Raw genomic sequence first — 23878 nt, 5'->3', positions numbered from 1 at the left:
TGCCGATGCCACTATCGGAGCTTGAGGCGGGCCGGGTCGTTCGCGCGACGAGTGTCATTCGTCATCTCCGAGCCCGTCGCCGACTGGCTCGTAGTCGAGACGGGCCGCGCTCGTAGTCCCCACAGATGCGAGGCGCTGGCTTTCGAAGAACTGAGCCGCATCTGGGTTCTCGCGGAACTCGATGAGCGCACCAGTGATATCGCGCAACTGCTCGCGAACCTGGGCCGGGGTGGCTCTGAAGAACTCCCGACGAAGGTTCACGCGGTTCACACGTGCCGCGGCGAAGCGACGGTGGAGCTCGGCTTCGACGGCGACCGCGTCGTCGGAGAAGAACAACGCGTGCACATCGAAACCGAACGGCACTGAGGCGTCGCCTAGTTCGCGAACACGGTCCATAGGGTCCAAGCGTCGGGTGAGGCCGATCTTGACCACGTCCGGACCGAAGGCGCCTAGGTTGGAAATGACGTAGACATAGCCGGCGCGGATGTTCGCGGCCCGCTGCTCGACATCCTCAATGCCGTGCTGAATCTCCGCTATCTTCTCATCCATCCGAGCGACGGCTTCGACATCCCCCTTCGCCTCGAGTGCCCCTCGCACATTTTCGTAGTGACTCATCTCCTTCGCGAGGCGGCCCCGCTCGGCCTCGAGCTCACGCTCCGCCTTGGCCTGCTCGCGAAGCTCGGCGCGTCGTTCCTTCTCGAGCTCGCGCTCGAGGGCCTTGGCCTTCTCATGTGCCACAGCTAGCCGGAGCTCGCGCACCTTGAGCCCGATGTAGTCCTCGGCGACCTTGCCGTCGACGGCGCCAGCGAGACGCTGCAGCTGGTCCGCGACTCGGTAGAGCTTCTCGGTACTGGCGTCCTCATTGCGTGCGGTTGCAGCGGAGATGACGGCGTCGGCCTCCGCATTGAATGAGCGGAGCATAAGGGAGCGAATATCCTTGGCAATCTTCCTTCGCTGCGTGACCGTGCGACCTTCGATACTGATCGCGTCGACAGACTTAACGGCTTGCCCGCCTTTCACCGCCTCGCTAATACTCGCCTTCAGAGAACGGAGCTCGCCCTGGAGAACGACAGAATCACCGGCCGGGTGTTCATCCCGGAGGCCCCCTATCTCCTCAACTCTGAGATCCCGCTGGAGGTGCGCGAGTTCAGAACTAATCTCGGAACGCTTCTCAGCTAGACTTTGAATTGTGACAATGGCCGCATTCCGGGCTATTGCCAGATCATCCTCGCTTTTCTTCAAGGCGGTCTCATTCGCCAAAATCTCGTCGCCGCCGTGGCTGTCCACGAACGATCGAAGCTCACGCCAAGCGGCGCTACCCGCTTCATTACGTGACCGCAGCTCCTGAACTTCACCGCGCAACTCATCGATCAACATGTTGAGTCGGTGTGCCTCGGCCTGACGATTGAGCAGCTCGGCGTGTTGCTGATCGATCAGCTTCTGCCCCTTGCTAAGTCGCTCGAAAATACCAAGCTTCGGGCCACTGTTAATTGGCTGTTCGGCCATCATGAGTCCTCTGGGGGGATTTGAGTTGCTTCTGCGTCACGGTCTTGCTGATCACGGACTTCGCGCCCGCGGTTCCTGCCGCGCTTCGCAGCGAGGTCGAAGTCGCCCTTCTCCCACGGGTACGTCTCGCGCTCGCCGTCAGCCGCGTCGTCCCGGCTGTCGGTGGCAACGCCAAATCGAGCTGCGACGCAGGTCCCTCGAGCGTCAGCCGGCGCGTCACGTCGGCTCGATCGTGATCGTGAGGTCGGGACCCTCCCCATGTTGAAGCCACTCCACCGTCACGTTGTCCCACTTCTCTGTCTTCGACTCGCCAACTTCCAGTGAGTCGGCTTGCATTCGCGCCCGCACTGGTCCTGGCGGATCGAACCACGTCACTACGCACCCACGCACACCCCCAGACTTCGCGGCCAAGATCGTCGCCGAACTGTTGTCGATCACCACGTCGTTCAGGGTGCAGTCATCGAGTGCGTGCCGAAGATCTTCCGCCGAATACGAGCGACTCGTGGGCGAGGCCTCCACATCTTGGCTCGATGCCTGCCGCCCGTACTCGTATCCGCCCCACGCGGCGCCAAGCCCGACCAGTGCCGCGCAGCCGACCGCGACGACGCCGACCAGAACGAGCTGCCATGCCGGCCCCTCGAAAGCGACCCTGCGCGTCATGCGCCACCGTCCTCGGCGTCACGGTCCTGCCGCTCGCGCATCTCCCGGCCACGGTTCCGGCCCCGCTTGGCCGCGAGGGTGAACTCCCCCGTCTCCCACGGGTACAGCTCGCGCTCGCCGGCGGCCGCGTGGTCGCGGCTCTCAGGGGTAACGCCATCTGGCTGAGCATCACCCGCCACCGGCACGCTGCCGGCGTCGTCGCGGTCCTGTGGAGTCGAGTGGTGTCGATCATGGTCGTCGTCCTGTCCGTTGTCCTCGGACATGACCATCGAGCGGATCAGCTCTTCGAGCGCCCGGCGCTGACGGAGATCTAGCCGGTTCGCCTCAACTGGTGGCGCCCAGGGGGTGCCTGTGCCGGTTGGTACGCCCGCGGCTTTACGGAGCTGATCGATCGGGACATTGAGCACGTCCGAGAAGGCGGTGAGCACAGCCTCGGTAGGAGCGCCGTGGCGGCCGCCCATGTAGACGGATGCCGAGGCGTAGCTGAGCTTGTGCCCGTTCTTCTCTGCACGACGCGCGATCTCGCGGGAGCTCCACCCCTGCACATTCGCCCGGGCGAGCAGTTCGGAGAGCGCGGTCATGAAGGCCACCTTCGGGCATGACGGATCGGTAGGACAGTGCCCAGTGTAGGCAGGGTGACTGCAAACCACATCGGTGTAGTTCGCGAAAGCCGAGGTGGCGGGAAGGTTGCGCCCCTTGCGGATGTAGTCAGGGGCGGATACATTGACGCCATGACTACCACTCAGCTACGCTCTACACACCGCCCCATCCGGAAGGCGGCAACAACCACAGGGAGGCTCTGGATGCGTCTGATCAGTTACCAGGTCCTGGACCAGTACATGGAGTTCCGCGGCGAGACGAACCGTTCACTCGCCAAGAAGGCCGGGATCTCCCAGGCGACCGTGGGACACCTTCGCTCCGGAGCACGAAACAGCTGCCGCCCCGCAACCGCACGCAAGATCGCCTTCGCGCTGCAGGTGCTCCCGGAGTCTCTTTTCGTGCCCGAGGTGACTACTACCCAGGCAGGCACCACACACATGGAACGAGTCGGACCCGGCACTGCCCAAGCCGCCAGCGCTCGCCGTGGCGCAACGAAAGCGGCCTGACCGCACCACCGAGATGGAGATGGAGACCATGACGACCAAGACGAGCAGCACCGGCGCCGGCGCCGACACCGGCGCGCACGCCTACGACTACGACGTCCCGCGCCACCCCGGCGCGAATGGCGTGCTCACGCGCCGCGCCGGGCGACCTGCACGCGTCAACTACCACCGCCTCAGCGTGTCCGCTCGAGACGCGATCCGGTGGAGCGGGCTCACCATCGCCGACTACGTCAGGTCGGCCTGGCCTGACGGCGTGTGGCGAGGAGACGCGTGCGGATGCACTGACGAACGGTGCACCGGTCATCACCATGACGAGACCGAGGACTGCCTGTGCCTACCCGCCCTCATCGACGAGACGACGGCGGCGGCCGGGAAGTCGGTGGCGTCGTGAGCACGAGCGTCATGCCCTTCACGTACGAGGGGATGCCGGTCCGCACGGTCGATGTCGACGGCGAGGTGTGGTTCGTCGCGAGCGACGTCGCGCGGGTCCTCGACCTGGGCCGCACGCATGACGCGGTACGTGGTCTCGATGATGACGAGAAGGGTGCGGAGAGTATCCGTACCCCCGGCGGCGAGCAGCTGACGACGATCGTGTCCGAACCCGGCTTGTACCAGCTGGTGATGCGTTCCCGGAAGCCGGAGGCGAAGCCGTTCCGCCGGTGGATTGCCCACGAGGTGATCCCGGCGATCCGCCGCACCGGCCAGTACGGCGCCGCGCGCGAGCTGACTGGTCCGGAGCTGATGGCGCGGGCGCTGATCGAGGCGGACGTGACGATCAAGCAGCAGGCGGCGGAGCTCGAGGCGGCACGTCCGAAGGTCGAGGTCGCCGAGCGTCTGCTCGATGCGACCACTGACCTGTCGGTGCAGGACGCCGCGAACGCGCTCACTCGCGCGGGGTTCCGGATCGGCCGGACCCGGCTGTTCAGCCTCCTGCGCGACATCGGCTGGACGTTCCGCGGCCCGGATGGGGCGTGGCGCCCGTACGCCCATCACATCGAGGCGGGCCGCCTGTCGGTCCTGCCGTCGTCGCACTACCACCCGCGGACGGGCGAGCTGGTCCTCGATCCCCCGCAGGTCCGTGTCACCCCGAAGGGTCTCGCGCAGCTGATGCGCGACCACGGCCCCCACCAACCCGAGCTGGCTGTCCAACTCACCGAAGGAGCCCTGTCATGAGCGCGATCACCAAGAAGGTCCAGGGCGGGATCGACGCCCGGACCTCGGAGCCGATCCTGAACGCGGCGGCGGCCCTGTCGATCGGCTACGCGACGATGCTCGGCCTCGACGGGACGTCCCTCGATGACGCCGTGGAGCGGGCGTACACGCCGACGGGCCCGTCGCGGGAGGTCATCCGGGCGCGGATCGCGTTCCGTCGCGGACTGCCGGCCGGGCGTGACGGCGTCGCCGGCGCCGAGGGGCGTGCGGCATGACCGCGCTGCTCGCCGCGCTCGCGTTCCTCGCGCACGTGGCGATCGTCCTCGCCTGCTGGCCCGCGCTCCGGCTCCTGGTTCTGCTGATCGAGGACTGCTGGGTCGGGGAGTCTGCGCAGGTGGCGGCTGCTCGGCGCCGAGCGGGGGGCTCGTGATGATGGCGCGGCGCGGCGCGGCGGTGCGGCCCGCGAGGCCGGCCCCGGAGTGCCCCGACTGCGGCGCCGAGGTCTGGCAGGCGTGGTCCCTGTACGGCAAGTGCTGGATCGCTCTCGCCCCGCGGCGCTACCCGCTCGAGGGCCAGTACGGCACGTACGAGGTGTGGCGCGACGCCCACGGCGGGCTCCTCGCCGCCTACCTCGAGCATGGCGCCCGAGGCGACCAGGAGGGGTCGTGGCGCGGCGTCCACCACAACGCCTCGTGCGGCACCTGGGCGCGCGACACCGCGGCCGCGCTCGTCGCGGAGGCCCGGGCGGTGCTGCCCGTGCTGACCGAGGACGAGCTGCTGGCGCTCGGCGGTGCCCTTCGAGACCTCGGCGCCCGGATCTCCGCGGAGATCCGCGGCCGCGCCCTCCCCCACACGGACGCGTAGTACCCGCGTCCCCCTGTACCTGCTGGACCCCTGAGAGATGGAGATGGAGATGGAGCACGTCAAGCACGAGGTGGCCGAGGTCCCGATCGGTGACCTCGTCCCTCACGAGAAGAATCCGCGGATCGACGCGGCGCAGGTCGCGGACCTCGTCGAGTCGATCCGGGAGCACGGCGTCGAGGTCCCCCTCGTCGCGGCTCCGCAGATGGGCAGGGACACCTTGGTGGTCCTCGCGGGGCACCGGCGCCTGACGGCCTGCCACGAGCTGGGCCTGGCCACGGTGCCCGTCGACGTCCGCCCCGACCTGGTCGACGCGCGCGATCAGCTGGCGTTCATGGCCACGGAGAACATCCACCGCGACCAGCTGTCCGCGATCGAGGAGTCGCGGCTGTTCCAGGACATGCTGGACCTCGGCTGGTCGCAGGCACAGATCGCCAAGGCCACCGCGGTCAAGCGGGCCGACGTGCGTGACCGCGTGAGCCTCGGCAAGCTCGCCGAGGCCACGGGCGAGAAGGTCCACCGGGGCCAGATCAGCATCGACCAGGCCCTCGTGATCGCCGAGTTCTCCGACGATCCCGACACGGTCGCCGAGCTCGAGCAGCACGCGGGCACGTACAGCTTCGACTGGGCCACGTCCAGGGCGAAGGCGCGCCGCGAGATCCGCAAGGACATCGAGGCCGCCAAGCGGGAGATCAAGAAGCGCGGCCTGCGCCTCGCCGACAGCGACACCGCGGAGTCGCTTCTGGACCTCTGGGGCGAAGACCGTTTCGTGCCCGACAACGTCACCGACGATGCGGAGTACAGCGACGAGACCCAGGCCGCTCTCGCGGCCGCGCACGCCGACTGCCCGGGCCACTGCTGGGCCGCGACGACCGATGGACCGATGCCCTGCTGCGACCAGTCCGACGAACGCCACCCGGAGGCCGCGGACCGCGAGGACGGTCAGGGCGAACCGGCTGCCGCGCGCCCCGCGGACCCATGGGACGAGCTTTCGGCCGAGGACTTCGCGGCGGCAGCGATCAACCGCCTCGACCACCTTGCCCGCGCGCTCCCCCGTCTCGACGTCGCAGCCACTGCGCAGGCGATCGCGGTCGCCGCCGTCCTCGAGATGGGGTGGGGCGTCTACAGCGAGGACGAGCACGGCATCGCGTTCCTGAAGGGGATCACCGGTGCGCAGAGCAGGGCCGGGGTGAAGAAGGTCCTCGCGACGTGGCCCCTCCCCGTCCTCGTGTACCTGAGCTACCACCGGTACGACATCAAGTCGCATCAGCGGTTCCAGACCGAAGGCCGCAACGGCTCCACGTACTGGCTGCCCAAATCGCCCCTGCGCGCCCTCCTCACACTCACCGACTACGTGCCGTCGCCAGTCGAGGAACGGGCGTGCGAACTCGCCACCGGGCACCCCTGGGCCTGGGACGGAACCACCGACACCGACGAGCATGCCGAGGGCGGTGACGAGTGATGACCACCACGTTCCGCGTCTACGGCACCGAGTTCTGCCGCGTCCTCGGCGCCATCGCCCTGTTCCAGGCATCGCCTCGAGCGTTCGAGTCGCTCGCCGCGGTCCGATGCTTCGCCCGCTACGACGGCCTGTCCCTGATCGCGATCAACGGCGCGTCGATCGCCGTGGGCCACGTGGAGGCCGAAGACATCGACGAGCCCGCCGTGTTCTCGATCCCAGCCGCCCAGGTCAAGGCGATCCTCGCGATCTTCAACCGGCACCTCCCGAAGGACGCGTCGTCGATGGAGTACGTCCTCGAGGTCACGGTCACCGACCGGCAGGTGAGGATCCACGACGTCTCCGATCTGTTCGAACGCGACGAGTACCTCATGGCCATCACAGCCACCGAGGACCTCGAGGCCCGCGAGCAGTCCGACGCCGAGCGCGCCATGGGCGCCGCCGCGACCGCCATGAGCGCGTTACGCGCCACCGACCCGTTCGACCTCGCCGACGGCGTCTACTTCTCCCACGACGAGATCGCCCGCATGGCCCGAGCCGCGAAGCTCCTCACCCTCGAACTGCACCTCCGACCCGCAGGCCGCTTCCTCGTCGCCGCGCTCGCCGACGACTTCGTGGCCATGACCGTCGCGCAACGCCACGACCGGGACCCCGAGAAGCCCCGGATCTTCATCGACGAGCAGGCCCTGCGCTCCTGGCGCGGCCGTCTCGACGAGCTCGTGGACCAGGCGGTGCTCTGATGCTCACCGTCGAACAGCCCCTGGTCTTCGTGGACACGGAGACCACGCACCTGGACGTGGCGATCGCCCGCGCGTGGGAGATCGCACTGATCTGCCGCCCCTTCGACGCGGTCGACGACTCCCGCGACGAGACGACCCATCTCATGGTCGCCGGGTTCGGCGCCGACGCGCTCGCCGCCGCGGATCCCGAGTCGCTCGACAAGGGCGGGTTCCATGAGCGGTATGGGCCGTCGTCGACGGCGACGTGGGTGACGGAGGAGCAGGCGGCCGCGGTTATCACCTCGCTGACGCGGCCCGTCGACGGCCGGAAGGTCGCGCTCGTGGGCTCGAACCCGGCCTACGACGCGCAGGTGCTCGCGGCGTTGCTGCGGCGTCATGGCCGGGAGCCGCAGTGGGATTACCACACGCACGACCTGGTCACCTGGACGTACGCGACGTTCGCGTCGTCGATCCTCGAGCGCGCGCAGATGCCGATGTCCTCCTACGAGCTGTCGGAGATGGTCAACGCGGCGCCGCCGTCCGAGTCGGTTCGGCACACGGCGCTTGGGGATGCCCTGTGGGTGCGGTCGTGGTGGGACCAGCTGATGACGGGGGTCGTCCAGTGACCGCCGCGATGTCGGAGCAGTGCCGGGCCGGCTATGAGCGGATGCGTGAGGAGCGTCGCGCGCGGCGTGCCGGGCAGCTCGAGGATCTGGCGTGGCTGCTGTCGTGGCGGACGCCCGCGGAAGTGGCGGTCGAGCGCACGGGCTTCACCTCCGTCGTGGCCGCGGAGCGTGCGGCACACCGCGCGGGCCTCAAGCCCCTGGCGGCTCAGCTGCGTGCCCTGCGGGGGTGTGCGCTGTGAGCGCGGCGCCGGCGGCGACGTGCTCGGTGGAGGGCTGCGCCCGGCCGCGTAGTGCACGCGGCTTCTGCCGCACGCACTACGAGGGAGCGCGCCGGCGGGGCGAGGTGATGCCGCGGTCGAGGCGGCTGACGGGGACGCCTGCTCCGGAGTGCTCGGTGGAGGGTTGTGAGCAGGACGCGAGGTCACGCGGGCTGTGCCACCGGCACTACGTGTCGGCGGTCCGTCACGGTGACATCGAGGTCAGGGCGATCGGGTCCAAGGCCGCGCACCCGCCGTGCGAGGTCGAGGGCTGCGATCGGGCTTTCTACGCGAAGGGTTTGTGCCAGGGCCACTACCGGGCGGCGTTGAACGCTGCTCGCCGTGTGGAGCGTGCCCGTGCTCGTGCCGAGCGTGAGCTGCTGAACCCGCCACCACCACCTCCCTCGCCTCCGCCGCAGCCGGATCTGTTCGTGGTGACCGCCCCGTGGGAGCGGGGCATGTCGGAGGCGCGGCAGCGCCGCCGGGTGGTCGAGCAGGTCGCTCGGCTGCCTGAGGTCGAGGGTCTGCGTTTCCGCGGCGACTGGTCGTGGCGCGTGGTCCCCGGTCCTCGTGGTCGCCCCGTCGAGCTCGTCGGCACTGTCCGTGCCAGCTCACTGGAGTTCCCTGCCCCTGATCCCGAGAGGACACCCCACCGATGGACCGCCGCACTGTCTACATCAATCTCGACGACGCCGACCTCGCCTGCACTGCTGAGGGCGTCGAGCTGAACACCGACGTCGCTGTCGTCGTGCTCTCCGGCGCCCTCGACAGCTTCGAGCGGTTGGGCCGCACGATCGTCGCGTCCGGGGCGAACATCACTGATGGGCCGGTCCTGTGATCGCCCGGGTCCGCGCCGTCCGCCGTCGCCTCGCCGCGGGCGCGACTCCGGATCGCCTGGTGATCGTGGCCGTGGTGGCCGCGATCCCCACCATGGTCACCCTGATGGTCGTGAGCGTCGTCCGGGGCAACACCGCGGCCGCCACCGGTTACGGCCTGGCCGCCCTGTACGCCGGCCTCGCCCTCCTCTGCGAGATCGAGGTCAGCCGGCTCCGCGCGGCCGCGGCACCCGTGGACCCCGGCGAGACGTCGCTGGTAATGGTCGGTGGCCCGCTGGACGGCGCGGAGATCCCGCTGTCGTGCCCGTGTGGTTGTGGTGGCGGCCTTCCTGGCGTGCCGGACCGGATCGTGGTCGGCGGCTCGGTGTACGAGCGGGACGGAGTCGCGCACACGGCGTACCGGATGACCGCTGTCCCGGGTGGTGATGACCGGTGACCGCTATGCCCGCTCCCTCCGCGCCGGTCGAGTCGTTCGTGGCCCGGGAGCTGTGCCGCACCTGCGGCATCCACCGTCCCGCGCAGGTCGAGGCTTCCCCCAGTGGTGTCCGCATGACCTTCGACGGTTGCGGTCACCGCCGTTACGACGCGCCTTTTCACTCCCCGTACACCCGCCACCACACACCAAGGAGCACACGATGAGCACCACCGCCACCTACCTGATCGTCGAAGCCAAGCGCGACTACGGCGCCCGCGACCCGGAGACGGGCCTGCGCCCGGTCTCCTCCGTCCGGGTCGTGGGTTCCCGCGCCGGCCGCCCGGCCAAGCTCGAGCGCGACCAGATCGCCGTGAAGATCCAGCTCGCCATCCCCGCCTCGTCCTTCAACCCTGTGACACCGACCGCGGTGGTCACGGTGCCGGAGTCCCTGGCGCTGCGTGGCCCCATCGAGGTCGACGCCGACGACGCGAACGAGGAGAACTGACCATGACCACCAAGACCAACCCGACAGGCCGGATCATGAGCCGAGACGAGGCGGCGCACGCCCTCACGATGTGGTGGACCGACACGCTGTGGCTCCCGTTCATCGAGACGGATGACTGCGACATCACTGGTCCCGGTCACCAGGACCGTGCCGCGTTCGCCGCGCTCGTCACCGCCTACGACCGGGACAACGCCGGTGACCCCAACCTCTACGCCCACCGCGCCGAGCAGGTCGGCTACCGCTGGGTCTTCATGACCGAGGACGAGCACGGGCAATGGATGTACGTCCGGGCCGCCCCTACCGATGAGGGCGCAGTCCCCGTGACGACCCTGTGGGGTGCCCGATGAGCGACTTCATCGACCGTGCCCGGGCCGAGGCTGAGCGGCGCTACCCGTCGGACTTTCTCACGACGGGGGGATCCGCGATGCAACGGGGCGAGTTCGTGGCCGGTGCCGCGTGGGCGGCATCGCAGGAGCCGACCGACGTGGCTATCGAGGACGCCGTCGAGGACCGTCTCTACGACGCGGGGCTCGTCCGATCGTCTGTCGATCCCGAGGGTGATCCTGTCGCGACAGTGGACGCGCCACTGATCGAGGTGGAGCGGGCCGTCATGGACGCCCTGCATGCTGCCCGGGAGGTGAGGTCCCGATGAGCGTCGACACGAGCAACCTGCGCGAGCAGATCGTGCGGGCGCTGGACGAGAACTTCAATCCTGACCGGTATCCCGTCACGGGCGCGATGTTCATGGACTACGCCAACGCAGTGCTGGCTGTCATCGAACCCCACGTGCGGGAGAAGTACGCCGGCGCGCCCGCGAATCCGCTCGCGTCACTCACCTGCCTCGTACTCGGGAGGCAGCGCCACGACAGTCGTTGCCGGCCTCTCAGTCGTAGGCAAGGCCATCCTGCTCGGGACGTAACTTCCGTCTATCCCTTTCCAGCGTCCGCGAGTGGCAACTGCCCCCTTCCTCGGGAGGCCCTGCCACCAAGACCAATGCCACACCTGATAGCTGTCAGGCCCACCCATGACGTCACGCCGAGAACAACGCACCACCCCACGGCGCGAAAGCAGCCCGTTGTCCAAGTAGGCCAGTCCGACACGCACCGTGACCCCATGCGGGACGCGAACGATAGCCGTGAGAGGTTCGGAGTCCGCCGTGAACCGACGAACCGCGGCGGGCACGTCACCGAGCGTTGCACCGCCCCAGACGACCAGCTGTGCTTCGTAAGCAATCGCGGGACCCAAGAGGCTGATCGCGACCCCCATGTCAGTGTGCGTCTCGGTCGACGCGATCTCGTATCGAGCGACGATCATGCCGTCCGTGGGGCGTGTCGCGTTCTCCCGAGCGATCTGCCAGAGAACCGCCAACAAGGCCGCGAACGCCAGGGCGAACGAACCCACAGCGATCCAAAGAGACAAGGTGCTTTCCATCGGGGCAGATTATCCCTGCTCCGAGTCAGCCGTCCCGAGCCCCCGAGCCAGGCCCCGTCTCGCACGAAGCGGGGTGGGTGCGCGTGACGACTCGCCAGACCGAGCGCCGCCGTCGTGGCCGCGCCATCCGCCGTGCGCGCCGCGCCGGGATGACGAAGCGGGCCACCCTCGCGGCCCTCGAATGGGCCCGCGTCGTGCAGGCCGTCCGCGACGCCTGGGGCCGCATCCGCAACACGGCACGCACGGCCGTCCGCAGCGTGATCAGCCCGCGCCGCCGGGTCATCACCTGGGAGACCACTCCCCCGTCACCCCCGACGTACCGCCACCCGCGGCCCGTCCTCACCAGGCGCCACCGATGAACCGCGGCATCGTCCACGCCGAGCCTCACCCGTACGCCGGCGAAACCGTGCCCCTGCTCTCGAAGGACTCGCGTGTCGGGGACACCGGCCCTGCCGCGATGTTCCGCGTGACCGACTGGGCCGACCGGGTCTACGGCAAGCCGTGGCGGCTCCAGAAGTCGATCGCGGTGACCGTGTACGCCCATCGCGCAACGCAGCTCGGCCTCCCCATCACCGACGACAACATCCTCCACGGCCGCCTCCTCGGCGTACCCATCCTCATCCACACTCGCGAGATCGACTGGAGCCGACTGTGACCACCATGTACATCCCGACCCTGATCGAGAGCGCGGCGCAGGCCGAAGCGCTGCCTGTCGGGACCATCGCCCTCGACGGACCGGACGAGCCGGAGGCGTTCGAAAACGGCGCCGCGGTAAAGGTCGCGCCCGACGTCGCCGACGGCATCCCGTGGCTGATCAACGCCATGAGCACCGGCTCGAACGCGGACATGATCGGCTGGACCGCCCTCGTGCCCATCGAAACCGACGAGGAGCACGGGCGACATGCCGAAGGGCTCGGCGGCATGCGCCGCCTCGTCACCCCCTGGGAGCCCGTCGCATGACCACCGCCGACCGCGCCGCGCTCGCGGACGAGCTGAGCGACCTAAACCGCGAGGTGCTCGCGATAGAGGGCCGAACGTTCCGCCACCGTGGCTTCAAGGAGCGCGTGATCCGCGAGCGGACCGGCCTCTCGCCATTCGCCTACTTCGTGCACCTCAACGGTCTGATCGACCAACCGGCAGCGCTCCGTCATGCGCCGGCCGTGGTGAACCGTCTTCGAGCGCGCCGGACGTCGGCGCGCGGCGACGAGCACGAGGAGGGAGGTGGTGGCGATGGAAGCCGAGCGGTGCCCGTCCTGTGACGGGCTGATCAATCCGACGACCGGTGAGTGCCGGTGCAGCGACTGATGGGCGACACGACGATGAGGATGAGGGCGTAGATGGCCTGGGCAAGGTTCACCGACACGGCGGCGACGAGCGACGTCGTCATGGCCGTGGTATCCGATCCGGCTGCTGATGAGCGGTCGGTCAACGAGGTGTTCGGGTTCGTCGGCCGCCTGTACCTGCAGGCGGCCCAGCAGCAGGCCGAGTACGTGGTCAGCCTCGGAGTCGCGTCGCTGATGGGAGGTGCCCGCACCACCGAGCTGATCGATATGGCCGAGCGTGCGGGGTACCTCCATCGTGGGGAGGACGAGCAGGGGCGGTCAGTGCTGCGCCTGCTCGACGACCCCGAGTTCATCCACATCCGCACGGCCGCTGAGCTCCAGTGGGAGAAGCAGCGCAAGGCCGACAACTCGAACGTGCATCTCGTCCTGCCGGTCCGGTTACGTGACGGTGATGCGTGTAGGAGCTGCTCGAGGATCGTGCGCTTCGGCAACCGGGACCACCGGTCGAAGCTCGCGGGAACCTACGACCACCGGATCCCTGGTGAGCCCTGCCGCTCACCCGAGGACATGGTCGTGCTGTGCCGTGGCTGCAACGGTGGCCGCCGTGACGCCGAGGGGCGTCGCGACGAGCTGTTCCCCCTGCTGCCGCCCCCGGAGAAGCCGTACTGGCACAAGTCGACTGTGTCATGGCTTCGCGAGCCCGAGCACAAGCGTGTGCTCGAGGACCTGGGGATGCGGCCGCCGGCCGCGATCGCGGCCAGCGTGAGGGATCGCCGTGCGGGGACAGAACTCAGGAAGGTCGAGCTCGAGCAGTTGAGGAAGACGGGCACGTCTCAGGTGTCGGGGACCGCGGCTGCGCACACCAGCGCAAGCCAGCGACCCGAGCCCGGTCCCCTCGGGGACGTGGACGCCGCATCGCGCGAGGAGCGCATGCCCGCCTCGGCTCCCAGGGACGCAGAGTTACAGCGACCCGAGGGTGCGCATGAGGACCCGGGATCAGCGACCTGGCACGCCAGCCAGGGGCCGCGGCCCGAGCGGACCAGCGCGCCATCGGTGACCGCGGATCAGCGTCACCCCGAGTTTCGACCTGCAAGCCCGCCGCCCGACTCACCCCCTCTGACCAGGGAAAACGCGACATGCAGATCCCGGCAGATCACCAGGCTCCAGGAGCTGGATATTCCTGGTCGGGACGGGTCGGGACGGGCAGGGCCTGCACGGGACGGGCAGGGCCAGGACGGGGGCCGCCCGCAGGGCGCGGCGCCCCCTGGCCCTGGTGGATCGAGTCGTAGGAGGAAGCGTGGACGCAGGAGGGGCAAGCGGTGACGGGCATGGATTCAGGGCATGAGAGCTGGGAGTTCGAGAACCGGGTGGTGCGCCTTCGGGTGGAGCTCGACGAGGTGCCGCGTCTGTTGGGAGAGGTGTCGGAGGCGATGCTGACCCCTGGCTGTTCCGCGATGAGCATGACTCCGCGAGGCAGATCTCGATCGGCGGCGTTACCTGGTGGTCGTGCGCTCGTGGTGCTCGGGCCTGTGTCGGAGCATGCGAGCGAGCTGGATGACCTGCCGCACCCGGTGACGGTGGTGAGGGAGGTGGCCGACGGCGTGCGTGTGTGGATGGGTCGTCCGTCGGTGCCGGGCGCGTCGTTGGAGTCGGAGTTGGCGTTCCTGCGGGAGTCGGCTCGATGGGTCGTGGCGCACGAGGAGCTGGCGTCCTGGGTCGAGCACCGCGTCGGCGAGGTGCTCGGTCTGTTGCGGTCGCTGGTCGGGGACGTCGACCGGCCGGAGCCGAGGACTATCGAGCCGGAGGAGATCCGCGGGCACATGGAGTCGAGGCTCCGGGAGGACCCTGCCGCGTACCGGATGACGCCGAGCGAGGCGGAGATTTTCTGGCCCGGCATCGCGGATCGCATCAAGGCGCACCGGTCGAGGGCGAGGGCTCGCGCTCGAGCGGACTCGAGGATGGCGAGCGAGGAGGCAGGGCAGCGTGTCGATGTCGAGCCGGCCTTCTTCGCGGTGCCGGATGCGGCCGGCCGGTATGGGGCAGACGACCTCGCTCGGTTCGATCGGGAGCGGGGGCACGTGAGGACACGCCGCGTGGGATCGACGCGCGTGGCGGACGGGTCCGAGGTGTAGTAACCTGCAACCGCGTGCTCAGCATGCCCTGATCCAGTTCGAGAACCCCGGTCGAGCCTCCCGGCTCCCGGGGTTCTCGCATGTCTGCCGGCGGCCGGGCCAGCCACATCACCCCCTGTGGACCCCCTGCTCGGACCCGAGCCGCCGGCGGCCCCGTCCATCGCGTGCCGTTGTGAGGTGAGCGCGATGTCCGAGGGTCTGTCGATCCCGCCGTGGGAGGGTCGGCGTCGTGCCGATGCCCTGCGGTACGTGAAGGCCAAGGGGCGCGCGGCGGGAACGCCGTGCTGCATCTGCCATCAGCGGATCGACTACTCGCTGTCCTACCCGGATCCTGCGTCGTGCTCGGTGCAGCACACGAAGTCGCGGAAGCTGTTCCCTCACCTCACGTGGGAGAGCTCGCTATGGCAGCCGGCGCACCTGGAGTGCAACCAGTCGGCCGGGGTCGGCGGGGGTGAAGCCCTCGGGCTGATGACCGAGTGAGACCCCCGGGGCCGCCGATGGCCTCGGGTCCAGGGTTGAGCACGTCGGGGCGGGGCGAACTTCCTCGGACTGTGCTCCTCTGGCCGGAGGGCTCGGCGGCGCGGCGACCCTCCATCCGCTGCCGCCGCCGAGCCCACCGTGCTCGTCGCCAGGTCTGGTGTTGGAGGTGCATGGTGCGGACAGTCGTGCTGCTGTGCGGCCCGCCCGGTGCGGGCAAGACCACCATCGCCCGGGCGTCGGGCATGGACGTCTACGACAGGGACGATCCCGAGTGGGTCACCGAGGCGCAGTTCCTCGCGGCCCTCGACGTGCTCGGCGACCAGCTCGATGCGCGAGCCGTGGTCATCCGCTCTGGTGCGACGTCGAGCGCTCGAGCGCGATGGGCTGACCGCATCCGCGCGACGCACACCTTCCTCGTGACCGAACCGCCTGACGTGAGCGCCGCTCGTGTCCGCGCTCGAGGCAGGGACGACATGGTGCGGACGCTCGCTGGCATCAAGCGCTGGTGGTCCACCTTCGATGACCGGGACGACGTACGACCGTTCGTCTCGTGGACATCGGCGTTCGACACCTCGCTCGGCCTCATGACCGACTGACCGTCGAGGCCGCTGCTCGCTGATCATCTGCCCGGCCAGAACCTGCATAGGTATGCGGCACGCCAGGGTGGGGGTGCCAGAAAATCCATCGCCCCCTTCCCCGGTCTGGCCCGGCCGTCTCCGACCTCCCTCCCCCGGGCGAACCGAGGGGGTATGCCCTCTGATCTGCATTTATGCACTGAAAGTGGACCCACCGAGGGGGTGTAGCGGTGCACGACCGCGCCCCGATCCGCGCGCTCGCCGCCCGTGGCGTGCCGATCCGGGCGATCGCTCGGGATCTCGGGATCTCTCGGAACACGGTGCGACGCGCGCTCGACCCCGAGCGCCCCGACCACTACGTGCGCGCGTCCCGCCTCGACGCGCTCGGCGCTGATGTGCGCACCGTGCTCGCCGCCTACCCGTATATGTCGGCCGCCGGCGTCGCTCGGCGCCTGCACTACCGCGGCGCCCACTCCCACTTCACGCCGTTCGTGAACCAGATCCGCCGGGAGGTGCTCGATGCTGACGCCTCCCGAGTCGTTCACCGAGGAGCAGGCGACGATCTGGGTTGAGGTAGTCGATCGGCTGCCGTCGGACAAGAAGATCGACCCGCACCGCCTCGAGGTCTACTGCCAGCAGATCAGCGCGTTCCGGCGTGCCGCCGAGGACGTTGCCGCGAACGGCGTCCGCATCGAGGACGCCACAGGGCGGACGGTCCGCAACCCCTCGGTGACCACCCTCAGTGACATGACGAAGCAGCTCAACACCTGGGGCGGGGAGTTCGCGCCGCCGTCGTCCATGCCGAAGCGGCGCCGCGGCACCATGTACGACGCGACGGCGAAGGCTGTCGCCGCCGCCGAGCACCTCAAGGGCCACGACGAGTACGCGGGCGCGATCGAGGCCGTGAAGACGCTCGCCTGGCTGATCGACGAGGCGCAGAGGTCCGGTCTGCACGCTCTGCAGGCCGCGGCGTACGGCACGATCCCGTCCTACCTCAAGGCCTGCTCGGCGCTGCAGATCACCCCGGCGGACGCCCCGGTGGCAGAGAAGTCGACGAAGGGTGACCGTGGCAAGCGCAGTGGCCGGGCCTCGCAGATGCGCGTGGTCAAGGTCGGAGCGTGAGCGCCGTAGCGCTCGCCGACCGGCCGGTGGCGCTCCACGAGGTCAACGTCGGCGAGGAGTACCGGCGCGCGGTCGGCGGCCCACCGAATGACGGGAAGCGGTTCGGGTGCACCGAGCCGAGGATCGTCACGCCGCCGCTGCGGCTGCTGACGCCGGAGACGTCGTACGGCTTCCGGGTCATCGAGTTCGCCACCGAGGTGCTGCGGGTCCGGCTGTACCCGTGGCAGCGGTCGTTCGTGATCCGCCTGCTCGAGATGAATCCGGACGGCACGCTCCGCTTCCAGACCGCGTTGCTGCTCGTCGGTCGTCAGAACGGCAAGTCGACGATCTCGAAGGTCCTGGCGCTGTGGTTCATGCTCGAGGCGGGCTGGCCGCTCGTCCTCGGGACCGCCCAGGACCTCGAGACCGCCGAGGAGATCTGGGACGACGTCGTGTCCCTCCTCGAGGAGGAGACAGATGACGAGGACGACCTCGCGGACTTCATCGAGAAGGTCGTCCGGGTCAACGGCAAGAAGACCCTCCACCTGACCAACGGCACCCGGTACAAGGTGAAGGCCGCGAACCGTGCGGCCGGCCGTGGTCTCTCCGGCAACCTGATCATGCTGGACGAGCTGCGCGAGCAGAAGAACTGGGGCGCGTGGGGCGCGATCACGAAGACCACGCAGGCGCAGGATTTCTCGCTGGTGCTCGGCCTGTCGAACGCCGGTGACGCGCTGTCGGTCGTCCTCTCGTATCTGCGGAAGATGGCGCACGCCGCGGTGGGGGACCCGGACGGCATCAACAAGGACCTGCCTGCTGCCGGCCCCACCGAGCTTGACATCGAAGCCTCCCTCGAGGAGGACGACGAGCTCTACGAAGACGACGTGCCCGAGGACTGGGAGCAGGACGAGGACACGCTGTTCATAGCCGAGTACTCGGCGGCCCCCGGCATCGACCGGCGCGACCGGGACGGCTGGGCTCAGGCGAATCCGCTGCTGGGCTACCTGATCCGCGAGAAGAAGCTCGCCTCGGACTGCCGGACCGACCCCGAGTGGGTATTCCGGACCGAGGTGCTGTGCCAGTGGCCCGATGGGTCGATCGACGGGGTCTTCCCGCCCGGCTCGTGGGAGGAGACGACCAACGAGCCCGAGATCCTCGCCGATGGCACCGAGCGCGTCGCCGAGGCGGACCGCATCGTCGGCCCACGATGGGTCGGCATCGACAAGTCGGCTGACCGGTCGCGCACATGGATCACGTTTGCCGGGCACCGTGCCGACGGTGTCCCACAGGTCGAGGTCCAGATGGTCCGCCACGGTGACGAGTGGGTCAAGCAGTGGCTGCTCGAGCACAAGTACCGCTCCGAGTTCCAGGCGCTCGCGGGCCAGTCGAAGGGCGCGCCCATTTCGTCGCTCCTCAAGGACCTCGACGAGGACCCCGAGTTCGACATCCCAATCACTCCCTGGTCGGGCGGTGACTTCCTCGGCGCCTTCGGCCAGGCCTTCGAGGCCGTCCGCGACCACAAGGTCCGCCACCACAAGCAGCCACCTCTCGACACCGCCGCCGGCACCGCCGAGCGCAAGGACATCGGTGACGGCTGGGCGATCGACCGCAAGCGCTCGCCGTCGGACGTCGCACCGCTGATCGCCTGGATCGCCGCGCTGTGGCTGATGCGGCAGCGCCCAGTCGTGAAGCTCCCACCGCCGATCCCGGCCGTCCTCGAAGACGAGCCGGGCCAGTCGTCCGAGTCCATGCCCACCGAGTCCCTGACCGCCGACCTGGGCGACATCGGATTCTGACGATCACGAGCTAGGGGGGTGCGTGCATGGCGGTCCCCGAGTCGGAGAAGGGCTACGCGTCCGGGCCGAGCTCCTGGTGGGGCGGCACGGAAGACATCGAGTCGACACCGGAGCTGATCTGGCCGAAGAACATCGAGATCTACGACCAGATGCGCCGGCAGGACGCTCAGGTGATCTCGGTGCTCCGCGCGGTGACCCTCCCGATCCGCCGCACGGGATGGCGTATCGACCCCAACGGCGCCCGGGATGAGGTCGTGCAGCTCGTCGCCGACGACCTCGGCCTGTCGATCGCAGGTCAGCCCGAGCGGCCAGTCATCCGCACTCGCGACCGCTTCTCGTGGAACAGCCACCTGCACCTCGCTCTGCTGTCCTTGATCTTCGGCCACTCCCCGTTCGAGCAGGTGTACCGGATCGACGAGCACGGCCACGCGCGGCTCAGGAAGCTCGGTTGGCGGCCCCCGCGGACGATCTCGGCGGTCAACGTCGCGTCCGACGGCGGCTTGCAGTCCATCGAACAGGCGGGGCCGATCGGCGCCAGCCGGGCCGTGAAGATCGACGTGGACCGCCTCGTCGTGTACGTGAACGAGCGGGAGGGTGGGAACTGGCTCGGCCAGTCTCTGCTCCGCCCCGCATACAAGTTCTGGGTGCTCAAGGACCGTCTCCTGCGGGTCCAGGCACAGACGGTCGATCGCAACGGCATGGGCGTCCCCGTGTACGAGGGCGCCGAGCAGCCCGAGTACGGCCAGGCCGAGGAGCGAGAGAAGCGCGCTCAGGAGGACATCAAGCGGGGCCTCGAGATTGCCCGGAGCATGCGCTCGGGCAACAACGCGGGCGCCTCGATCCCCCATGGCGCGAAGCTCACGATGCAGGGCGTCCAGGGCGAGTTGCCCGACGCTGACGTGCCCATCCGTTACTACGACGAGCAGATCGCCCGCGCGGTCCTCGCGAACTTCCTGAACCTCGGCGGTGACAACTCCAAGGGCTCGTACGCGCTCGGTGAGACCTTCGCGGACTTCTTCACGCTGTCGCTGCAGACCGTCGCCGAGGACATCGCCTCGACGACCACGCAGCACGTGATCGAGGACCTGGTCGACCTGAACTGGGGCCAGGCCGAGCCGGCACCGCGGCTCGTGTTCGACGAGATCGGGTCCCGACACCCCGCGACGGCCGAGGGGATCCGCGCGCTCGTCGAGTGCGGGGCGCTCACGCCGGACGATCCGCTAGAGCAGCACCTCCGGACCATGTACTCCCTGCCGGCCGCCGACCAGGGCACCGCGCGCACACCGCCCACGGCCGCCGGCGGGGCCACCACAGCACCAGATCCCGAGGAGGGCTCATGACCGACACCCGTATGCCGCCCCGGGCCCGCTCGCGCGAGTGGTTCCGCATGGACGCTGACGAGGACCAGCGCGTCGCACAGGTCTACCTCTACGACGCGATCGACCCCTGGTGGGGCGTGTCCGCCAAGGACTTCGCGCGCGCCTGGAACGAGCTCGACGTCGACCACGTCGACCTGTTCATCAACTCCCCCGGCGGTGACGTCTTCGACGCCCTCGCGATCCTCAACGTGATCCGCCGGTCCGACGCGAAGGTCGTGGCGCACGTCGACGGGATCGCCGCGTCCGCCGCGTCCTTCATCGCGATGGGCGCCGACGAGGTCGTGATGGGCCGCAACTCTGAGCTCATGATCCACGACGCCTCTGGTCTCTGCTGGGGCCGCGCCGAGGACATGCAGAAGATGGCCGACGACCTCGGGCGGATCAGCGGCAACATCGCCTCGATCTACGCGGAGAAGACCGGCGGCACGGTCGACGAGTGGCGGACCGCGATGCTCGCCGAGACCTGGTACTCCGCCGACGAAGCGGTCACCGCCGGCCTCGCCGACCGTGTCGACCGCGACCGGGACGAGGCCGAGGTGAAGAACCGCATCGACCTCTCGATCTTCAACCATGCCGGCCGCGCCGACGCCCCCGCACCCGCCCTCCACGAGCACCACCGCGCCGCGGCAGTGCTCGCCGTCGGCGCCCACAGACCTCCGGCCGAGCCGGCGGACCCCACCCACACCCAGAAGGAAGGACCGGACATCATGCCGGACATCAAGAAGGGGCTGATCGACCGGCTCGGCATCAGCGACGCCGAGGTGACCGACGAGGACATCCTCGCGGCCGTCGACGAGGCGCTCGCCGAGCGTGCCGAGGCCCAGCCCACCAACGCCGAGTTCGCACCGCCCGCGGGCACCGTGCTCATGGACGCCGACCAGCTCGACGAGCTCCGCTCGCAGGCCGCGCAGGGCGTCGAGGCGCGGAACCAGCAGGTCGCCGACCGTCGCGCCCAGATCGTGGACTCCGCGATCAACGACGGCCGTGTCGCGCCCGCCCGCCGGGAGCACTGGCTCGCGCAGCTCACCGCCGACGAGGAGGGCGCCGCCGCGGTGCTCAACACCCTCGCCCCCGGCACCATCCCCCTCGCCGCGAAGGGCTTCACGGGCGGGGTCAACGAGGCCACGGACGAGGACCTCTACAACCGGGCCTGGCCCCAGACCGAGAAGGAGGCCTGACCATGGCCGAGTACGTCCCCCTGTTCACCCCCGGCTCCGCGGTCACGTACACCGCGCAGTCGGACGTCATCGGTGGCCGCCTCGTCGAGATCGTCGGGGACCGCGCGGTCGCGCACGCCGCCGCGGACTCCGCGAAGGTCGTCGGCGTCGCCGGGTTCGACGCCGCCGCGGGCGAGCCCGTCACCGTCTACTCCGGGGGCGTCCAGCGGCCCACCGCCGCGTCCGCGATCGCCGCCGGAGACAGCGTGTCCGCCGCCGCCGACGGCAAGGCCGCCACCGGGGACACCAACCCCGTCGGCATCGCGCTCGCCGCGGCGGCCGCCGGCGCACCCGTCCAGACCAAGTTCGATCGCTGAGGAGGGCCGCATGTACACGTACCCCGGCGCCCCGGTGAAGGTCGGGACCGACCTCACCACCACCGAGATCCACCACCTGATGAAGTCCCCGGCGCTCCTGCGCAAGCGGCTCGAGACGATCCTCGACCATCGCTTCATCGCCGACTACCTGCTCGCCGGCCGCTACCAGGCCGTCGGCGGAGCGATCCTCTACGAGACCGGCGAGGAGATCTTCCCCGCCGACGATCCGGAGGCCATCGCTCCCGGTGCCGAGTACCCCAAGACGGTCATGACCGTCGGGGAGCTCGCCACCGCGCGAGTCCAGAAGTGGGGCGAGGACTCCGACGTCACCGACGAGGCGATCACGCGCCTGCTGATCAACCCCGTCGACAAGGCCCTGCGGAAGCTCGCCAACGGCATGATCCGCAAGGTCGACAGCCTTGCCCTGGGTGTCATCGCCTCGAAGGTCACCGAGACCTACGTGTCGTCACCCTGGTCCTCGGCCAACGCGATCATCGAGTCCGTGCTGCTCGCCAAGGCCACCGCCGAGGAGAAGTACGAGGCCGAGAGCTACGACTACTCCGTGGTCGCGCTCAAGCCGCTGCAGTTCGCGAAGGTCGCCGCGTCGCTCATCAAGAGCGACCTCGTGCCGCGCGAGTCGCAGAACTACGCGCTGACGGGTGTCATCCCCGACTACATGGGGCTCACCTGGACGACGTCGACCCACGCGCCGTTCACCGACCCGATCCTCGTGGACCGTGACCAGCTCGGCGGCATGGCCGACGAGAAGATCGCGTCCCCCGGCTACTCCTCCCTCGACGGCCTGGAGGTCAAGTCGATCCGAGACGAAAAGCGGGACAAGTACACGGTGCGCGCTCGCCGCGTGACCGTGCCCGTCGTCATGGAGCCCAAGGCCGCCATCCGCATCACCGGAACGGAGATCTGATCATGCCCGCGAAGTCGAAGCACTGGAAGGTCAAGGCGGCGTGCGTCGTCGTCAAGCTGTTCGGCCAGGACCGCTACCTGTACAAGGGCGCGGTCCTCCCCGACGGCGTGCCGGCCGCCGACATCACGCGCCTGTCCAACACGGGCCTGATCGTCGAGGTCGCCGACGTCGCCGCCGAGAAGGCCAAGGTCGAGCAGGAGGCCGCCGAGAAGGCCAAGGCCGAGGCGGACGCCCAAGAGAAGGCTGACGCGGCCGCGTCGACCGACACCGAGGGTGCGACCGACGCGGGTGCCGCGAAGGCCGCCAGCGGCCGCACGGCGGCCGCCAAGACCGCGAAGTGACGAGAGGGGATGCCACGGTGAGCGATGAGTCCTGGGCGACGCCCGAGCAGATCGCCGCACCGTGGCGTCCCCTGACCGTCGCGGAGCGGACGCGTGCGGAGGCGCTGATCGCCTCGGTGCAGCGCGACATCATCCGCCGATGGCCGAGCGTGCCGGACCGCCTCGAGCGCGGCAAGCTCGCCAAGCAGGACCTCGTCGACGTCGTCACCTACATGGTGCTGCCGATCCTCGGTGGGCCCCCGTTCCCGGGGGCCCGGTCGTGGCAGGTCACGTCGGGGTCGGAGTCGCGGTCGGTCACGCTCGACGCGGCGGGCAACCCGCGGAACCCGTGGGACTACGCGTCGTGGATGATCGACATCCTGGACCCGGACGCCCGCGCGCAGGCCGCACCGATCGGGTCGTTCCCCGACGCGCAGCCGTTCGATCGGCTGTTCCCCGTCTGGCCGGAGGCGTACCGATGAGCTGGGGATGGTTCGACGACTCGATGCACGCCCAGACGCTCGTCCTCAAACGGGTGACGGTCGGCGCGCCGGACGCCGACGGCGTAGCGGCCACCACCAGCGTCGAGCACGAGCTCGAGGGGTACGGGGTGACGCCGGCGGGCTCGCAGGAGTCTTCGGGCGAGGAGAAGGTCATCACGACGCGCTACCACGTGTCCGGGCCCGTCACGGCCCTGGTGCGCGAGCACGACGAGATCGCCTGGAACGGCACCGTCTTCCAGGTCGAGGGCGAGCCGCAGACGTACGTCGGCGGCGTGCTCGACCACACCGAGTTCTTCATCAACAAGCCGAAGGGGTGAGCG

At 69.3% G+C, this 23878-nt stretch carries 37 protein-coding genes; 33 read left to right on the top strand and 4 right to left on the bottom strand.

Translation table 11 applies throughout. The features are described 5' to 3' along the window. Positions 1–54: 54 nt before the first annotated feature. From BRM3_RS09105 to BRM3_RS09095, 3 genes are all read right to left on the bottom strand, one after another. Complete coding sequence (locus BRM3_RS09105) at positions 55–1509, bottom strand: DUF4041 domain-containing protein (RefSeq protein WP_263593017.1); 1455 nt, start codon at positions 1507–1509, stop codon at positions 55–57. Between the two features lie 213 nt (positions 1510–1722). Next, positions 1723–2166 carry a hypothetical protein gene (locus BRM3_RS09100; protein ID WP_263593016.1) on the bottom strand — a complete coding sequence of 148 codons (444 nt, stop codon included), beginning with the start codon at positions 2164–2166 and terminating at the stop codon, positions 1723–1725. After that, positions 2163–2747 carry a hypothetical protein gene (locus BRM3_RS09095; protein WP_263593015.1) on the bottom strand — a complete coding sequence of 195 codons (585 nt, stop codon included), beginning with the start codon at positions 2745–2747 and terminating at the stop codon, positions 2163–2165. Before BRM3_RS09095 ends, BRM3_RS09100 begins: the two co-directional genes overlap by 4 nt. Positions 2748–2969: 222 nt before the next feature. Between BRM3_RS09095 and BRM3_RS09090 the strand changes: the two genes are divergently transcribed. The 15 genes from BRM3_RS09090 to BRM3_RS09020 all read left to right on the top strand — a co-directional run bounded on the left by BRM3_RS09090 (position 2970) and on the right by BRM3_RS09020 (position 10751). After that, a complete protein-coding gene (locus BRM3_RS09090; RefSeq protein WP_263593014.1) occupies positions 2970–3272 on the top strand; it encodes a helix-turn-helix domain-containing protein in 303 nt (100 codons plus the stop codon). A gap of 28 nt (positions 3273–3300) precedes the next feature. After that, the gene (locus BRM3_RS09085) at positions 3301–3660 is read left to right on the top strand and encodes a hypothetical protein (protein WP_263593013.1); all 360 of its coding nucleotides are present in this window, start codon (positions 3301–3303) and stop codon (positions 3658–3660) included. A gap of 11 nt (positions 3661–3671) precedes the next feature. Beyond that, entirely contained in the window at positions 3672–4442 is a 771-nt protein-coding gene (locus BRM3_RS09080) for a BRO family protein (RefSeq protein ID WP_263593012.1), read from the top strand. Next, a complete protein-coding gene (locus BRM3_RS09075) occupies positions 4439–4696 on the top strand; it encodes a hypothetical protein (protein WP_263593011.1) in 258 nt (85 codons plus the stop codon). The genes BRM3_RS09080 and BRM3_RS09075 overlap by 4 nt, the downstream gene beginning before the upstream one ends. Beyond that, on the top strand, positions 4693–4851 hold the full coding sequence (locus BRM3_RS09070) for a hypothetical protein (protein WP_263593010.1): 159 nt from the start codon (positions 4693–4695) through the stop codon (positions 4849–4851). The genes BRM3_RS09075 and BRM3_RS09070 overlap by 4 nt, the downstream gene beginning before the upstream one ends. Then, positions 4851–5285 carry a hypothetical protein gene (locus BRM3_RS09065; protein WP_263593009.1) on the top strand — a complete coding sequence of 145 codons (435 nt, stop codon included), beginning with the start codon at positions 4851–4853 and terminating at the stop codon, positions 5283–5285. Before BRM3_RS09070 ends, BRM3_RS09065 begins: the two co-directional genes overlap by 1 nt. A gap of 49 nt (positions 5286–5334) precedes the next feature. Continuing rightward, positions 5335–6744 carry a ParB/RepB/Spo0J family partition protein gene (locus tag BRM3_RS09060; RefSeq protein WP_263593008.1) on the top strand — a complete coding sequence of 470 codons (1410 nt, stop codon included), beginning with the start codon at positions 5335–5337 and terminating at the stop codon, positions 6742–6744. Next, positions 6744–7481: a hypothetical protein gene (locus BRM3_RS09055; protein WP_263593007.1), complete on the top strand. Its 738-nt coding sequence runs from the start codon at positions 6744–6746 to the stop codon at positions 7479–7481. The genes BRM3_RS09060 and BRM3_RS09055 overlap by 1 nt, the downstream gene beginning before the upstream one ends. After that, positions 7481–8086, top strand: coding sequence for a hypothetical protein (locus BRM3_RS09050; RefSeq protein WP_263593006.1), 606 nt, complete (start codon positions 7481–7483; stop codon positions 8084–8086). The genes BRM3_RS09055 and BRM3_RS09050 overlap by 1 nt, the downstream gene beginning before the upstream one ends. Next, the gene (locus tag BRM3_RS09045) at positions 8083–8325 is read left to right on the top strand and encodes a hypothetical protein (RefSeq protein WP_263593005.1); all 243 of its coding nucleotides are present in this window, start codon (positions 8083–8085) and stop codon (positions 8323–8325) included. The genes BRM3_RS09050 and BRM3_RS09045 overlap by 4 nt, the downstream gene beginning before the upstream one ends. A 673-nt stretch (positions 8326–8998) precedes the next feature. Then, on the top strand, positions 8999–9181 hold the full coding sequence (locus tag BRM3_RS09040) for a hypothetical protein (RefSeq protein ID WP_263593004.1): 183 nt from the start codon (positions 8999–9001) through the stop codon (positions 9179–9181). Beyond that, the gene (locus BRM3_RS09035; RefSeq protein ID WP_263593003.1) at positions 9178–9615 is read left to right on the top strand and encodes a hypothetical protein; all 438 of its coding nucleotides are present in this window, start codon (positions 9178–9180) and stop codon (positions 9613–9615) included. Before BRM3_RS09040 ends, BRM3_RS09035 begins: the two co-directional genes overlap by 4 nt. A gap of 199 nt (positions 9616–9814) precedes the next feature. Beyond that, on the top strand, positions 9815–10099 hold the full coding sequence (locus BRM3_RS09030) for a hypothetical protein (protein ID WP_263593002.1): 285 nt from the start codon (positions 9815–9817) through the stop codon (positions 10097–10099). Positions 10100–10101: 2 nt separating this feature from the next. Continuing rightward, positions 10102–10446: a hypothetical protein gene (locus BRM3_RS09025; RefSeq protein ID WP_263593001.1), complete on the top strand. Its 345-nt coding sequence runs from the start codon at positions 10102–10104 to the stop codon at positions 10444–10446. Further along, entirely contained in the window at positions 10443–10751 is a 309-nt protein-coding gene (locus BRM3_RS09020) for a hypothetical protein (protein WP_263593000.1), read from the top strand. The genes BRM3_RS09025 and BRM3_RS09020 overlap by 4 nt, the downstream gene beginning before the upstream one ends. Positions 10752–10927: 176 nt before the next feature. Here the strand turns inward: BRM3_RS09020 and BRM3_RS09015 are convergent, their stop codons facing one another. Beyond that, positions 10928–11530, bottom strand: coding sequence for a hypothetical protein (locus BRM3_RS09015; protein WP_263592999.1), 603 nt, complete (start codon positions 11528–11530; stop codon positions 10928–10930). Between the two features lie 83 nt (positions 11531–11613). Here BRM3_RS09015 and BRM3_RS09010 point away from each other — a divergent pair, with 83 nt between their 5' ends. From BRM3_RS09010 to BRM3_RS08925, 18 genes are all read left to right on the top strand, one after another. Next, positions 11614–11889, top strand: coding sequence for a hypothetical protein (locus BRM3_RS09010; protein WP_263592998.1), 276 nt, complete (start codon positions 11614–11616; stop codon positions 11887–11889). Continuing rightward, the gene (locus tag BRM3_RS09005; RefSeq protein ID WP_263592997.1) at positions 11886–12185 is read left to right on the top strand and encodes a hypothetical protein; all 300 of its coding nucleotides are present in this window, start codon (positions 11886–11888) and stop codon (positions 12183–12185) included. The genes BRM3_RS09010 and BRM3_RS09005 overlap by 4 nt, the downstream gene beginning before the upstream one ends. Continuing rightward, positions 12182–12490: a hypothetical protein gene (locus BRM3_RS09000; protein ID WP_263592996.1), complete on the top strand. Its 309-nt coding sequence runs from the start codon at positions 12182–12184 to the stop codon at positions 12488–12490. Before BRM3_RS09005 ends, BRM3_RS09000 begins: the two co-directional genes overlap by 4 nt. Continuing rightward, a complete protein-coding gene (locus BRM3_RS08995) occupies positions 12487–12789 on the top strand; it encodes a DUF3263 domain-containing protein (RefSeq protein ID WP_263592995.1) in 303 nt (100 codons plus the stop codon). Before BRM3_RS09000 ends, BRM3_RS08995 begins: the two co-directional genes overlap by 4 nt. Before the next feature lie 126 nt (positions 12790–12915). Continuing rightward, entirely contained in the window at positions 12916–14136 is a 1221-nt protein-coding gene (locus tag BRM3_RS08990; protein ID WP_263592994.1) for a hypothetical protein, read from the top strand. After that, positions 14133–14945, top strand: coding sequence for a hypothetical protein (locus tag BRM3_RS08985; protein WP_263592993.1), 813 nt, complete (start codon positions 14133–14135; stop codon positions 14943–14945). Before BRM3_RS08990 ends, BRM3_RS08985 begins: the two co-directional genes overlap by 4 nt. A 186-nt stretch (positions 14946–15131) precedes the next feature. Beyond that, on the top strand, positions 15132–15425 hold the full coding sequence (locus BRM3_RS08980) for a hypothetical protein (RefSeq protein WP_263592992.1): 294 nt from the start codon (positions 15132–15134) through the stop codon (positions 15423–15425). A 170-nt stretch (positions 15426–15595) separates the two neighbouring features. After that, positions 15596–16021 (top strand): ATP-binding protein, encoded by a 426-nt coding sequence (locus BRM3_RS08975; protein WP_263592991.1) that lies wholly within the window; start codon positions 15596–15598, stop codon positions 16019–16021. 209 nt (positions 16022–16230) lie between these two features. Beyond that, positions 16231–16572, top strand: coding sequence for a helix-turn-helix domain-containing protein (locus BRM3_RS08970; protein WP_263592990.1), 342 nt, complete (start codon positions 16231–16233; stop codon positions 16570–16572). Then, positions 16520–17122, top strand: a complete 603-nt coding sequence (locus BRM3_RS08965) for a P27 family phage terminase small subunit (protein ID WP_263592989.1) — start codon at positions 16520–16522, stop codon at positions 17120–17122. Before BRM3_RS08970 ends, BRM3_RS08965 begins: the two co-directional genes overlap by 53 nt. Continuing rightward, positions 17119–18897 carry a hypothetical protein gene (locus BRM3_RS08960; protein WP_263592988.1) on the top strand — a complete coding sequence of 593 codons (1779 nt, stop codon included), beginning with the start codon at positions 17119–17121 and terminating at the stop codon, positions 18895–18897. Before BRM3_RS08965 ends, BRM3_RS08960 begins: the two co-directional genes overlap by 4 nt. A 26-nt stretch (positions 18898–18923) precedes the next feature. After that, complete coding sequence (locus tag BRM3_RS08955; RefSeq protein ID WP_263592987.1) at positions 18924–20237, top strand: DUF935 domain-containing protein; 1314 nt, start codon at positions 18924–18926, stop codon at positions 20235–20237. Further along, entirely contained in the window at positions 20234–21454 is a 1221-nt protein-coding gene (locus tag BRM3_RS08950) for a head maturation protease, ClpP-related (RefSeq protein WP_263592986.1), read from the top strand. The genes BRM3_RS08955 and BRM3_RS08950 overlap by 4 nt, the downstream gene beginning before the upstream one ends. Before the next feature lie 2 nt (positions 21455–21456). After that, entirely contained in the window at positions 21457–21810 is a 354-nt protein-coding gene (locus BRM3_RS08945; RefSeq protein WP_263592985.1) for a DUF2190 family protein, read from the top strand. Between the two features lie 10 nt (positions 21811–21820). Further along, positions 21821–22735 (top strand): phage major capsid protein, encoded by a 915-nt coding sequence (locus tag BRM3_RS08940; protein ID WP_263592984.1) that lies wholly within the window; start codon positions 21821–21823, stop codon positions 22733–22735. Between the two features lie 2 nt (positions 22736–22737). Continuing rightward, positions 22738–23076: a hypothetical protein gene (locus BRM3_RS08935; protein WP_263592983.1), complete on the top strand. Its 339-nt coding sequence runs from the start codon at positions 22738–22740 to the stop codon at positions 23074–23076. Positions 23077–23093: 17 nt separating this feature from the next. After that, complete coding sequence (locus BRM3_RS08930; RefSeq protein WP_263592982.1) at positions 23094–23537, top strand: phage Gp19/Gp15/Gp42 family protein; 444 nt, start codon at positions 23094–23096, stop codon at positions 23535–23537. Then, a complete protein-coding gene (locus BRM3_RS08925; RefSeq protein WP_263592981.1) occupies positions 23534–23875 on the top strand; it encodes a hypothetical protein in 342 nt (113 codons plus the stop codon). The genes BRM3_RS08930 and BRM3_RS08925 overlap by 4 nt, the downstream gene beginning before the upstream one ends. Positions 23876–23878: the final 3 nt, after the last annotated feature.

It is taken from the genome of Brachybacterium huguangmaarense (assembly GCF_025725725.1).
In the GTDB taxonomy this organism is placed as follows: Bacteria; Actinomycetota; Actinomycetes; order Actinomycetales; family Dermabacteraceae; genus Brachybacterium; species Brachybacterium huguangmaarense.
Note: the sequence above shows the minus strand (reverse complement) of the source record. Positions and strands in the feature narration are given on the sequence as shown.